Annotated in this window: 8 protein-coding genes; 7 read left to right on the top strand and 1 reads right to left on the bottom strand. The window is 43.3% G+C overall.

The window, feature by feature from the left end:
- Positions 1-50: 50 nt before the first annotated feature.
- A complete protein-coding gene (locus G511_RS0104860) occupies positions 51-1,349 on the bottom strand; it encodes a nitrate/nitrite transporter (protein WP_051221564.1) in 1,299 nt (432 codons plus the stop codon).
- 258 nt (positions 1,350-1,607) lie between these two features.
- Here G511_RS0104860 and G511_RS0104865 point away from each other — a divergent pair, with 258 nt between their 5' ends.
- The 7 genes from G511_RS0104865 (at position 1,608) to G511_RS21835 (ending at position 13,972) form a co-directional block, all read left to right on the top strand.
- Positions 1,608-3,425 (top strand): ATP-binding protein, encoded by a 1,818-nt coding sequence (locus G511_RS0104865; protein WP_036551281.1) that lies wholly within the window; start codon positions 1,608-1,610, stop codon positions 3,423-3,425.
- Positions 3,426-3,451: 26 nt separating this feature from the next.
- Complete coding sequence (gene narL / locus G511_RS0104870) at positions 3,452-4,102, top strand: two-component system response regulator NarL (protein WP_028468642.1); 651 nt, start codon at positions 3,452-3,454, stop codon at positions 4,100-4,102.
- Between the two features lie 64 nt (positions 4,103-4,166).
- A complete protein-coding gene (locus tag G511_RS21820) occupies positions 4,167-4,901 on the top strand; it encodes a tRNA1(Val) (adenine(37)-N6)-methyltransferase (protein WP_051221566.1) in 735 nt (244 codons plus the stop codon).
- Between the two features lie 195 nt (positions 4,902-5,096).
- On the top strand, positions 5,097-6,509 hold the full coding sequence (locus G511_RS21825) for an efflux RND transporter periplasmic adaptor subunit (RefSeq protein ID WP_051221568.1): 1,413 nt from the start codon (positions 5,097-5,099) through the stop codon (positions 6,507-6,509).
- Positions 6,506-9,625, top strand: a complete 3,120-nt coding sequence (locus G511_RS21830) for an efflux RND transporter permease subunit (RefSeq protein WP_051221570.1) — start codon at positions 6,506-6,508, stop codon at positions 9,623-9,625. The genes G511_RS21825 and G511_RS21830 overlap by 4 nt, the downstream gene beginning before the upstream one ends.
- Before the next feature lie 148 nt (positions 9,626-9,773).
- Positions 9,774-10,571 carry an ABC transporter substrate-binding protein gene (locus G511_RS0104890; protein WP_028468643.1) on the top strand — a complete coding sequence of 266 codons (798 nt, stop codon included), beginning with the start codon at positions 9,774-9,776 and terminating at the stop codon, positions 10,569-10,571.
- Positions 10,572-10,624: 53 nt separating this feature from the next.
- On the top strand, positions 10,625-13,972 hold the full coding sequence (locus tag G511_RS21835; RefSeq protein ID WP_169565712.1) for an EAL domain-containing protein: 3,348 nt from the start codon (positions 10,625-10,627) through the stop codon (positions 13,970-13,972).
- The last annotated feature ends 21 nt before the right edge of the window (positions 13,973-13,993 follow it).

Raw genomic sequence — 13,993 nt, forward strand, 5'->3', positions numbered from 1 at the left:
CATTCGACCTACATAATCTGAACAGCTTGATACACGCATAATTACTGCCATTATCTGCTGCTGGTAATATCAGAATCTTCTTTTAGAAAGTTATTGCGGATCGCTTCCTGCAATCGAGAACGCCGCTCTTCAACAGAGATTCCGTAGTACATTACGCACATACAGACAGCCAAAACGCCGTAGAGCAACATAAAGCAGGAGCTGCGAACCCCCATCGTATCGGCCACTAGGCCAAACAGGATTGGCAAGACAAACCCACCAATCGCACCCAACATGCCCACCATGCCCCCTACTACACCCATTCTTTCTGGATAGTAGTCGTAGACAAGACGAAACACGCTGGCCTTCCCAAAGCCCATTGCCACACCCATCACCATAACTAAAACAGTAAACAGCCAGACCGGCATATCGATCACGAACGTCGTATCCTCACGAATTCCATGAACTGTCATAGTGGTGGGGGGATAGGAAAGGAAAAACAAGCACACGAGACAAACCCAGAAGACACTCCAATTAACATGGCGAGCTCCTAATTGATCTGCACTCCAACCTCCCAAGATGCGTGTTAACGCACCTGGAAGCGTAAACATTAATGTCAGAAATGATGCGGTCTGAATATCCAAATCATAATGACTGACATAGTAATCAGGCAGCCATAAAGCAAGCGCTATATACCCCCCGAACACAAAGAAGTAATACAAACCAAAACGCCATACACGGGCATCAGCGAGTGGTTTAAGCTGTTCAGCTAAACGGTATACTCGACGCGGCTTGCCAATACTTTTCTGATCTTCATCAGTCAGTATCCAAAACAAAAAAGCCAGCAACAGCAGTACTACACCATAAACGGTTGGTGCCATTCGCCAGCCATAAGCAATAATTATTAGCGGCGCAATTAAATTTGTTACTGCCGCTCCCAAGTTACCTGCACCAAAAATACCCATGGCCAAGCCTTGCGAGCGCTCACTAGAACGAGAAGAAACAAAGTGGATACCAATACTAAACATGCTACCGGAAACACCTACACATAAACCCAGTAACAAGTAGTGATGAAAAGTAGACGCGTAAGAAAACAAGAACAGAGGCACGCTGACGAACATGAGTAAGGCAACAATCAGAATTCGGCTTCCCCAGCGCTCAGCAAGAATCCCCATCGGCAATCGAAGTAGTGCACCTGTCAGGATTGGCGTAGCCACCAACACTCCAAACTGTGTCTCAGAAAGCCCCAACTCATGCTTTATTTGAAGACCGATAACAGAGACCAATGTCCAGACTGCGAAACACGCAGAAAAGGCCAATGTGGCCATCGCGATCGCAGATATCTGTTGCTGGTTGCTGTTAACTATCATCGAACACCCGTTCAAAGTGATATGAATAGGTGTAAAGGTAAGCCCGTAGCTATTTATTTTTGTTGATCGAAATCAAGACCTAACCTTATGATTAAAGTCATTTTTTACCAAAATACCCCTTTATGAGTACCTCTTTTTATCTTTGTAAGCACATGATTTTACTGATATTTTAAACACAGACTAGACCAATCATTCAGAAAGCCCTTTCCCACAGTTTCTTTGTGAGTATTTGGCATTGCTAGAGGCACAATTAAGCCAATGCACTTTTTTAAACAATCAATCATCGCGCGCTTAGGTGCAGCCATGTTAGCTATCAGCATCATGGCGGTAGTCAGCATGATTGGATCAGTTATTGTAGCGGAAAGTACTCAAGGTGACGCCGCAGGTATTAACCTAGCAGGCTCTCTGCGAATGCTCTCTTACAGAGTTATTGCTGAAACAGGCCAATACACTCAATCCCCTTCTGATGAAAATCATAGCAAAGTAAAACTCTCTATCTCAGAATTTGAAAAGCGCATTAATAGCCCCATCCTCAAAACCGTAATACCTCAGGACGGCGACCATGACCTCTACCGCCTCCACAAGAACCTAGTCAATGATTGGAATGAGCATATAATCCCATCCCTTAACAAAGCACTGATTAGTACCGAACCTTCACATAAGTATATCGATCTAATTGAGAAATTTGTTCACAGAATCGATCAGATGGTATTACTGCTAGAGCGCAGTACTGAATCTAAAATTAAGCTACTCAGTTTGGTTCAGGCTATCAGCCTCTTTATGACGGTACTGATCATCTTTATTGCCATGTTAGACATAAAAAATAACGTAGTTCTCCCTCTACAAGAGCTCGTGCATATGGCTCGTCGTGCCAGCCGTGGTGACTTAGCAGCTAGGGTTGAATATGAAAGCCAAGATGAACTCGGTGTACTCGGTGATTCTTTTAACCATATGGCCGAAGAGCTTTCAAAAATTTACACAGATCTAGAACAACGTGTTGAGCGTAAAACCGCTCTATTACAGCAATCAAATGAATCCTTACAGCTCTTATACGACACCACTCGATGCTTTAACCGTAAAGAAGATATCTGTCGTCGCTTAATGCCGGTCATGCAGCAGTTGGAAACGGTCAGTCCGTTTGGCCCAATAGAAGTAACTCTTTGCGAACCCAACAACAAAAAAAGCTACCGAGAGCTCACTACACAAACCACAGCAAGGCCTGAGAACTGTCGTGTACTCAGCTGTAATAGCTGTATCGTTCAAGAACTTGACCACCGTCCGCACAAAACATTATCTTTACCTATTCAGACAAGAGAAACGTATTTTGGGGAGTTTAATGCACAGTTTCTTCCTCATGTCCCTCCTAATCAGTCAGAGATAAAACTGATTGAAACCATAGTAGAAAACTTAGCTACATCAATGTCTCTTGAGTTAAAAGCAGAACAAGAACAGCAACTATCACTGATAGAAGAGCGCGCCGTTATTGCACGCGAGCTTCATGACTCGCTCGCTCAGTCACTTTCTTATTTAAAAATACAGGTCACTCGCCTACAAATCCTGCGCAAAAAAGAATCGAGCACAGAGAGTATCGATGATGTTGTAGATGAGCTGAAAGAAGGGCTTAACAACGCTTATCGTCAATTACGCGAGCTACTTACCACTTTTCGTCTCAAACTGGATGAGCCAGGATTGGCACATGCGCTTGAAACCACCATCAATGAATTTTCGGAACGTTTAGGCGTCCCTATAAAATATCACTACGGTATCCACCACTTAACGTTAACACCTAACGAAGAGATTCACGTGCTTCAATTATTGAGAGAGGCGTTGGCCAATGTCGTCAAGCACTCTCAAGCCAGCGAGGTTAATGTCTCGATCAGTGCAGAGAAAGATGAAATCACAGTCTCTATACAAGATAACGGTGTGGGGCTTCCCCAAAACCAGGAACTAACTAACCACTATGGATTAGTCATAATGCAAGACAGAGCGGCCACCATTAACGGCCAACTGAGTGTTGCAAACCAGCCAAGCGGCGGCACCCGAGTTCTGTTAATATTTAAATCAAAACATCATTGAGAATACAAGAATAAGGACTCAATTTTATGAGTGACACAACATCGGCTTCTATCCTACTCATTGATGACCATCCGCTACTGCGTAAAGGCGTGAAACAACTGATCGAGCTTGATGATGAACTAATCGTTATCGCAGAGGCCAGCAATGCCATTGAGGGTATAAAAGCGGCCAAAGAAACAGAACCCGATCTAATTTTACTTGATCTCAACATGCCAAATATCAACGGCATAGAGACACTCAAGATGCTACGCGATGAAGAAGTAGCATCACGCGTTATCGTATTTACGGTGTCTGATAACGAAGAAGACGTAGTGGCTGCATTAAAAGCCGGTGCCGACGGTTACCTGTTAAAAGACATGGAACCAGAAGAGCTCCTTGAGAGCTTGCGCCAAGCAGCACTGGGCAAGGTAGTAATCAGTGATAAACTGACAACTTTATTAGCACAAGCACTGCAGTCTGGTCGTAGTAGTAACAAATCAGATATCAGCAGTCTTACACCTCGAGAAAAGCAAATCATCAAATTGATTGCTGGTGGGCTACCTAACAAGTTAATCGCCCGAAAGCTCAACATCACCGAAGGCACAGTAAAAGTACATGTAAAACATCTACTTAAAAAATTACGTTTACGCTCACGTGTTGAAGTCGCCGTTTGGGCTGTACAGGAAGGGCTGGGCTAATCTCTAGCTTCAACTATTCAGCTATAAAAACTCTCACACACTTTTAATATCCTTAGAGCTTTTTATGACCCGGCGTAAACGCAATAGCTACTTTGAATGTAAGCAATTTAAAATTGAGCAAGGTGATTGCGCCATGAAAGTCACCACTGACGCCTCACTTTTGGGTGCTTACGCCAATGTAAAAAACACCCAGCGAATACTCGATATTGGCACAGGAACAGGCTTGTTGAGTCTGTTCGCGGCGCAACGAACATCCGCCTTTATAGATGCCGTCGAACTAGATGCACAAGCAGCAACTCAAGCCAGAATAAACTTCCATAATAGCCCCTGGCCTGAACGTTTATCGTTAATCGAGATGGATATTCGTGACTACGCCGATCAACAGCCTCAACGCTATGATTGCATCCTCACTAACCCTCCTTTTTTTACAGACTCAACCCACAATGCCTGCGATAGAGCATCACTGGCACGCCACAATAGCCAGCTCCCTCTCATTGATTTAATCAAAGCAATCGATAAGCTACTAACAGCAAACGGCCAGGTATGGATACTACTGCCACTGCAAGAATCTGAAACCTTGGTAAAGCTCGCTGAACCATTACAGCTTTATCCACAGGAACGCATGCTGGTACGTAATAGCGACCAACATGAGGCACACCGGGAAATCATGACATTAGGCCGTGAGCCAACCGATATCAAACAAAGCACTTTTACTCTCTACAAAGAGCATCCTTTTCATACCCATGCTGCTGCCGCCTTGTTTGACCCTTATTACACGCGCATGAAAGTTGAAGACTAGTAGAAGAAGTCTCTAAGAAAATTGCCGCCCACTCACGCACACTAGACCGTATAAAAGAGACCTCTCTGCTTCGCTAGATCAAGCAGTAATGTAAATCTCTGTAAAGTTGGCTGTGCCATGAACAAATCTTCTATATATTAGAGACTGTATATATAAAATTTATTGTTCCTCTCTCCTGCTGCTCTGGAAAATTTGATGAAAGCTCTGTTTCAAAAACCATTTATGTTTTTTGTCATGCTACTTATCGGAGCAGCGCTGGCTGCTTTCATGATCAAAAGCAAACCCACCATTGAACACTCGACTACAGGAATGCCAGCCAAAGCCGTTGATGTTATAACCGTTAGGCCTATAGAGATTAGCCCGCACGTAACAGCCTATGGCACGGTTGAGCCTGCAATAGCACTTAAGACCAAAGCACAAGTCAGCGGTAAAATCAGCTACCTTCATCCCGGTTTACAATCAGGCGGAAGTATTTTACAGGGCACACTGGTTGCAAAGATTGACCCTGAAGATTCTCAAATATCACTCAGCCAAAGCGAAGCAGACTTGCGTGCTAACTTATCATCTTTAGCACAGCTCAACGAAGAAGAGAAAACCACACGCCGCTCGTTACAATATGCTCGACAAAACTTACGTGTTGGAGAAAAAGAGTTAGCCAGAATCAGGGATATCTGGGACAAACAGCTTATATCCCGTTCAACACTTGATGCCGAAGAGCAAAAAGTATTACAGCTACGCCAAAGCACCACAGACTTACAAGGACAACTCAATACATACGCTAGTCGTAAAGACTCCACCAAAGCGCAGATAGAGCGTGCTACTCAGCAAGTCAAAGGGCAAACCACCACGCTAGGTAGAACTGAGATATACATGCCTTTTGATGCTCGAGTGGGCGAAGTATTAATCGAAGAAGGCGAGTATGTCACGGTCGGCACTTACCTGTTTGAGTCTTTAGCTATTAATCGTATTGAAATAAATGCTCAATTACCCGTGCAAAAAATGCGCACCTTGATCAGCTCAGGAATGCCACAAGGTGAAGCAGACACCCTTGGCTTTGATTTGAGCCAAATTATGGAACAGTTGAACTTTTCAGCTCATGTCAGCCTTGTAGGCGCAAGTTCAGAAGCCCACTGGGAGGCAAAACTGCTACGCTTCAGCGAATCTGTGGACCCCGTTCGTCGCACTTTAGGGGTCGTTGTCGCTGTGGATAACCCTTATCAGAAAGTTATCCCTGGGAAGCGCCCTCCTCTGATTAAAGGAATGTACACAGCGGTTGACCTCTATGCTCCAGCATATCAAGCTATTGTCATACCCAGAAGCGCGTTACATGAAGGTCGAGTTTACCTTTCAAACACACAGCAACAACTGGAAATACGCTCGGTTAATGTGCTGTTTAATCAAGATAATCTAATCATTATCGAGTCTGGTTTAGAAGCAGGAGAACAGATCATTATCAATGACCTGATCCCAGTTATTGAAGGTATGCCTTTACAACCTATACTTGATATTCAGCGCGAATCAGCACTGAGGGCAGCGGCTAAAAACCCAGCGCAGCTAACATCCACTATTATCGACAAGGCGGGTAATACTAGCGGAGCAGCTCAATGATCCGCTACTTTGCAGGACACCCAACTGCTGCCAATATTCTGATGGTAGTGATTATTCTACTTGGGTTAGTCGCTTTACCTGAATTAAACAAGGAGACATTTCCGGAGATTAAGCTCAATAAAGTCAGTGTTACTGTGACTTACCCTGGCGCCAGCCCAGCCGATGTTGAAGAAGGGCTATGTAACCGTTTAGAGGATGCTACTGATGGCCTGAGCTTTTTAGACGAACAAATGTGTGAAGCTCGCGATAGCCTGGCAACGCTAACATTAGAGATGCAAGAAGCTGGAGATATAAAACAATTTGTCGATGATGTTAATGCTGCCATTGACGGCATTAATGATTTTCCTGATAAAGCAGAAGACCCAGTAGTACAAGAGTCAGGGCGAACAGAGGCTGTATTAAGCATTGCAGTGACGGCTAATAACACCATGCCAGAGCTTAAAGCTTTGGCTGAGTATTATCGCAACCGTCTATTAGCGTTACCTGAAATTCCTATCGTTACTGTTACCGGTTTTTCTGAACACGAACTCAGTGTGCGCGTAAAACCAGATGCCATGCGTCAATACCAACTCAGTATTCAAAATGTAGCTGATCTCATCTCAGCACAGGCTGTAGACCTACCCGCAGGTGTTCTTGAAGGAAGCCAAAACTCTTACCAAATCCGTGTTGAAAACACCCGCCGCACTGTGACGGAACTGGAAGACCTCGTTATTCTCAATAATGAAAAAGGCGGCCAGATCACACTGGGCGACATAGCAACGATCCAAGATGATTTTGCTGATGAAGAACAACGCACCGAATTAAACGGAAAGCCTGCTGCACTGATACAAATCAGTAAAAACAAGACCGACAATACACTGACAATTTACAACGCCGCAAAAACATTCATTGATCAGGAGAATGCTCGCTTACCTGCCGGTACCTCATTAATTATCACGCAAGACTCAGCCTCTATTGTCCAAGATAGACTGAGCTTGTTAATGAAAAATGGTTGGCAAGGTTTATTACTCGCTACCCTCGCATTATTTATGTTTTTTAGCTGGCGTTATACATTTTGGGTCGCCTTAGGATTGCCTATATCCTTCTTGGGCGGGCTAGTCATCATGTCGACGCTTGGGGTGAGTATTAATATGATCTCCATGGTCGCATTACTCATGGCGATCGGCATATTGATGGATGATGCCATTGTTCTATCTGAAAGCATTGATCATGAATATCGCAAAGGAAAGTCACCCTTTCAGGCCAGTATTGATGGTGTTAAAAAAGTTGCACGCGGTGTTTTTTCATCCTTCGTCACATCAACGATGCTATTTGGAAGCTTATTATTTTTAAAGGGTGATATGGGCCAGATTCTTGGCGTATTGCCTGTTGTACTACTCACCGTACTATCTATTAGCCTTATTGAGGCTTTCCTAATTCTACCTCACCACTTACAACATTCTCTAGCTCATCACAGTGAGCGCCAACCACCACAGTGGCGTAGCAATTTTGAAGCAAAGTTTGAAAAGCTAAGAGCACGCGTAGGATTAATGGCAGATACAGCGATCCGTTATCGCTACCTTACTGTTGGCTTTGCCATTGTCATGTTAATCATATCGATCAGTTTACTCATATCAGGCACAGTGAAATTTAAAGGCTTTCCTGACATAGAAGGAAACCGCTTAGAAGTACGTGTTTTAATGCCACAAGGAACACCGTTTAGCCGTACTCAAGAAGTCGTTTCCATTCTGACGCAAAGTCTAGATAAAACCTTGCAACAACTCCCTGTCGAAACTGAAGGTAAACTGGTTAAAAATACTGCCATTTTATACAGCCGCAATGATGATGCACATGAAAGTGGCGCCCACCTTGCCACCATCAGCCTTGATTTACTGGATGCAGAAAAACGTAACACCTCACTCGTAGAACTTAAACGGCGCTGGCGCGAACTCACACCACAAATCAGAGATGCTGTATCCATTCAATTTAAAGAACCCAAATTTGGCCCCTCCGGGCAAGCCATTTCAATTCGCTTACAAGGCGATAACTTGGATACCCTCTATACAGCCTCTTGGGAATTACAAAATTGGCTGAAAGGTTATTCTGGCACTAGTAATATCATGTCTGATATTCGTCCCGGAAAAACAGAGTTCAAGGTTCAACTACAGGCAGGCGCTATTAGCTCAGGTATTGATGTCCAAGGACTCTCATCGCAACTCAGAGCTGCTTACCAAGGCGTCAAAGTTAGCGATATATACCGCGGCAGCGAAGCTTACGAAATTAACGTAATGCTTGATAGCAAGCCTGAAAACGCATTGAATGATTTCGAAAACATTACCCTTTTTTCCAAAACCGGTGTAGATATCCCACTTAAGTCGATTGCCGATATTGAAGAAAGTCGTCAATACTCACGTATCGTGCGTATAAACCATCAGCGCACCGTGACGGTCAGTGGTGACGTTGATACTCAAATAGCAAATACCAATGAAATTATCGGCCATACCCGCAATGAGTTTTTGCCGCAGTTAAAAGCGCGCTATCCCGATTTAGTTTTTAGTTTAGAAGGTGAAGTTAAAAACGACTCAGAAACCAGCGGTTCAGTATTAACCGGTTTCATTCTTGGCATAGCCGGAGTCTACCTACTATTGAGCTTACAGTTTGCCAATTTTAAAGAGCCTATTATTGTTCTACTTAATATTCCATTGGCGTTGATTGGCGTTATCTGGGGGCATTTTTTAATGGGCTTAGATTTAAGCTTACCAAGCATGATTGGTTTTGTGTCATTAGCAGGCGTTGTGGTCAATGACTCAATACTTTTAGTTGAGTTTGTGAAAGCACGCAGTATGGAAGGAATGCTCTTACATGAGGCTGCAGGACAAGCTGTCCGAGATCGTTTCAGGGCTATTTTCCTAACATCTGTCACCACCGTGGCAGGTATGATTCCTTTATTATCAGAAACCAGCTTACAGGCACAAGTGTTAGTTCCACTCGTTGCCAGCGTAGTGTTTGGCATGTTGTCCGCTACGTTGTTATTACTGCTAGTGCTACCAGCCTCTTATGCAATACTCGAAGACCTCGGCTTTACTGAGCTAGATAGCTTAGGTCATGACAAACCACCTTCACCCATTCCCGTGTGAATAGCCAATGATTAATTTAGGGAGGAAGCACTACAACCTAGTTATTGATAATATGGGCATATCATTAACGCACAAACAAATAGCTAGTCTATACTTTTATCCAACATTGACTGTTTGATCAAAAATTAAAAGATAAAAAGAGACTGCGATGCGATTACTATGCTCCTTATTGCTAGTAGTCTTTGGCTTTTCTTTTCAGGCGTCAGCATCTGAAAGCAGTGATATAAGCCGGCTAACTAAGATCACTGCCCAGAAGATTATTCGCGTTTGTATCTGGCCAGAGTATTACAGCATCACCTACCGAAACCCGAAAACACAACAGCTTTCGGGCCTTGATTTCGATATGGCCAACGAGCTCGGTAAAGACTTGGGAGCTTCAGTAAAATTTGTAAACAGCTCCTTTTCAAAAGTAACCGAAGATATCACGCAAGATCGTTGTGACATTGCCATGTTTGCTATTGGTATCACACCTTACCGAAAAGAAAAGCTACGCTTTAGCCAACCCCACCTTCATAGTGATATTTATGCGGTCACATCAAAAAGTAATCCTCGTTTAAAAAATTGGCATGACATTGACCAACCCGGCTCAATTGTTGCCGTTAGGAAAGGTACATTACAAGAATCATTCATGAAGGGGGCTTTACGGTCAGCAAAGTTGTTAATACTCAACCAACCTTTTGCTCGTGAATTAGAGGTTCGCTCAGGTCGGGCTGATGTTTTCATGACAGATTATCCATATAGCCTACGTTTTCTAAAAACACGCGACTGGGCTAGACTGATTCTTCCACCCGCTAACTACCATAAAACATCCTATGCATATGCAATGAAACATGGGGATGATATCTGGTATAACCGTATTGAAAGTTTTGTGCGGGACATCAAGCAAGATGGTCGGTTAAGGATGTCTGCCAAATACCACAAATTATCCAGCATCCTCTTACCATGAACTCACAATCCAAACAGTTGCGTAATATATATATCACTGCCGTTGTGTTTTTCGTGGCAGTAATTATCGTGATTACTTGGTATTCCTTATGGCGGCTACACGAAGAAACAGCCGCAGGAATGCAAGAAGTGTCAACAATGCACACTCGAAGCTTTGAAAACTTTCTAACCCAGAATTTTCGCTTAGCCGAATTGGCCACAACCAATATTGCTAATATGGACAGCAGGAAAAAGAACCTTTTCAATATAGAAAGATCACTTCGTGCAACGCTCAAAAACAACCCGGCACAACGCTCAATTTCACTTTTGAACGAGCAAGGACGCATCATCGCCAGCTCCAACCGAGCAAACGTTGGCATTGTCATTAATACAAATAATTTTTTACCCACTCCTACAGGCGAACAAGACCTTCTAAGTATTGGAATGCCATGGGTTGGTCGTGATTTTATTAGCGCAAGTCCAACGACTCACCAAAAACCCACCCGTTCACAGCAGCTAAACTTTGTCCCAATAGTGCACACACTGGCTTTTGGGACAAGAACAGTTACGTTACTCATAGCTATTAACCCTGACTTTTTCATTAACCATATATCCCAAGTTCTCGATAACGAAAACGGTATTGTTGATATTATTCGCTATGACGGCACCTTACTGATGAGTACCGAAGTCTCTGCAAAAATAGGTTCTTTATATCAAGAAATTGAACAATCATTATCACCAGAAACCGCCGAGTCAGGCCAACTTCTAACGTCGTTACTTGAAAACAATCCACCAGCCTTTAGCTCCTTTAGGGCCTCCCGACTCTACCCATTTTTGCTCATAACCCGTATCGATCGCCAGCGCGCGATGCAAAACTGGAAGGCCGAAGCGAAGACACTGCTTGGTGTCATCATAGTTATCGTTCTCACATTAGCAGGGCTCATCATTGTATTTTATCGACGCCAATTGCAGATTGAAGGTGAACGTGAAAACTCGGAACAGCTTCAACGTATTAATGCGACTGTTTTTGGCAGTAGTGCTGACTCCATCATTATTACCGATATCAATGCCAATATTATTTCAGTCAACCCAGCCTTTAGCCAAATAACAGGCTACCGCCCTGAAGATGTTATTGGCCAGAACCCTCGAGTACTCTCTTCTGGGCTACAAGACAACACCTTCTATCAACAGATGTGGGAGTGCATCCACGAAAAAGGAGTATGGCGAGGAGAGCTACAAAACCGATGTAAAAATGGTCACCTCTATGATGTCCAAGCAACTATTACAGCCTTTTATGATAACAAAGGCCATTTACAGCACTTCATCGGTGTTAGTACCGATATTACAGAGCGTAAAAAATCAGAAACCAGACAACGGCAAGCATCCAGTGTTTTTACTAATAGCCAAGAAGGTATTATGGTCACTGATGAGAACAACCTCATTATTGACGTAAACCCAGCTTTTTCCCGTATTACTGGTTATAGCTATAACGACGTTATTGGGAGAAATCCAAACCTACTTTCTTCTGGCCAACAGTCACCTGAATTCTATGCAGAAATGAAAAGCACCCTAAATGAAACGGGCTCCTGGCAAGGTGAAATTTGGAACAAGAGAAAGTCAGGTGAAATTTACGCAGAGCGTTTATCAATAGATACAGTCCACAAAGAAAACGGCGAGACTAGCCAATACGTCGCTGTTTTTTCTGATATTAGTCGCTTAAAAATACACGAAGCCGAACTTCACCGCAGTGCTAATTATGATCCATTGACCAGCATCCCTAATCGTCGCCTATTGGGTGACCGGCTTGTTCAGACAATCGCAAGATCAAAACGTAGTAACAGGTCTCTGGCTGTATGCTATTTAGACCTAGATGGGTTTAAACCCGTTAATGATCAATATGGACACGCCGCAGGTGACTTACTACTCATAGAAATAACTCAACGACTACTAAAAATATTGCGAGAAGAAGATACTCTAGCACGCTTAGGTGGTGATGAGTTTGTTATCTTATTTGCCGAAATAGAAAAGCCTGAAGAGATAGATGTAGCCCTAAATCGAGTATTAAAAGCGATCAGTGAACCGATAAAAGTTGAAAGCAATACTGTTGGTATTTCAGCCAGTATCGGCGTCACGATATTCCCTGAAGATGTCGCAGATGCAGACACACTCTTGCGACATGCAGACCAAGCCATGTATAGAGCAAAAGATGCAGGAAAAAACCGTTACCACCTCTTTGATCCAGAGTTAGATTTGGAAGTTCAAGCCAGGCGATCTCAACTTAAGAATATTGAAAAAGCTCTGAAAAATAATGAATTCGTTCTCTACTATCAACCAAAAGTAAATCTAGTCAGCGGTGAGATGACAGGTGCTGAAGCGTTAATCCGTTGGCAGCACCCTGTTAAAGGTATTCTTCCTCCTGCAGCATTTTTAGATCTCATTGATGGGCACGACCTTGAAATTGATATAGGTGAATGGGTAATAGAATCTGTCATAAAACAGATTGTAGAATGGAATAAAGCAGGGCTGTTTTTTCAAGTTAGCGCGAACTTAAGCGCTAACCATCTATTAAAAGAGGGTTTTTCTGAACGCTTAAAAGAAATGTTAGAACGCTACCCCGCTGTTCGCCATGAAGATTTAGAATTAGAAATTCTTGAAACAAGTACTCTCAACGACTTAGACCAAGCAAATAATGTATTAGCGCAGTGCCGTAATATGGGTGTCCGATTTGCCTTAGATGACTTTGGAACGGGTTATTCGTCACTGACTTATTTTCAGCGCCTGCCTGTCGATATTCTTAAAATTGATCAGAGCTTTGTAAGAGACATGCTAGATGACCCAAACGATTTAGATATTGTTGAAAGTATCCTACGCCTCGCTCAAACCTTTAACCGCCCCGTTATTGCGGAAGGTGTAGAAACCTTAGAACATGGAGCCATGCTCGTACAACTCGGCTGCCAACAGGCACAGGGGTACGGCATAGCACGCCCAATGCCTGCTGAAAGCATCCCTAGCTGGGCAACACAATGGCAAGAGACTAAACCCTGGTTAGCCATTAGAAAACCTATTGGAAAAGATACAAACCTAAGCCTTAAAGTCGCCATGCAGAGCCATATAAATTGGCTGGACTCTCTAGAAGCATTTATGAGGGACCCAAGCTGCCCTCACCCAAGAAAAATCAACAATCATGGTCAATTCAGACGCTGGTACCGCAGTAGTGGATTTGCCCGTTACGGCACCTTAGAAGAGTTTCAAAATATAGCACCCTTGTATGATGCAACCTGCTCACTGAGCGCCGAGCTAATAGAACTGGTTAGTGATGGAAACCACACGTTAGCATGCGACCGTTTAGCTGAACTTCATCAACAACGGGATATGTTAATTGCTCAAATTAATGTTCTTATTAAAACATTAGATAAACAATAAAAATTAAGGCAAGTATTTTTA

The organism is Neptunomonas japonica DSM 18939, assembly GCF_000422765.1.
Lineage (GTDB): Bacteria > Pseudomonadota > Gammaproteobacteria > Pseudomonadales > Balneatricaceae > Neptunomonas > Neptunomonas japonica.

Excerpts from the sequence above, each read along its gene's own strand:
- G511_RS0104860 (WP_051221564.1), bottom strand. The coding sequence starts at position 1,349 with ATGATAGTTAACAGCAACCAGCAACAGATATCTGCGATCGCGATGGCC.
- G511_RS0104865 (WP_036551281.1), top strand. The coding sequence starts at position 1,608 with ATGCACTTTTTTAAACAATCAATCATCGCGCGCTTAGGTGCAGCCATG.
- narL (WP_028468642.1), top strand. The coding sequence starts at position 3,452 with ATGAGTGACACAACATCGGCTTCTATCCTACTCATTGATGACCATCCG.
- G511_RS21820 (WP_051221566.1), top strand. The coding sequence starts at position 4,167 with ATGACCCGGCGTAAACGCAATAGCTACTTTGAATGTAAGCAATTTAAA.
- G511_RS21825 (WP_051221568.1), top strand. The coding sequence starts at position 5,097 with ATGAAAGCTCTGTTTCAAAAACCATTTATGTTTTTTGTCATGCTACTT.
- G511_RS21830 (WP_051221570.1), top strand. The coding sequence starts at position 6,506 with ATGATCCGCTACTTTGCAGGACACCCAACTGCTGCCAATATTCTGATG.
- G511_RS0104890 (WP_028468643.1), top strand. The coding sequence starts at position 9,774 with ATGCGATTACTATGCTCCTTATTGCTAGTAGTCTTTGGCTTTTCTTTT.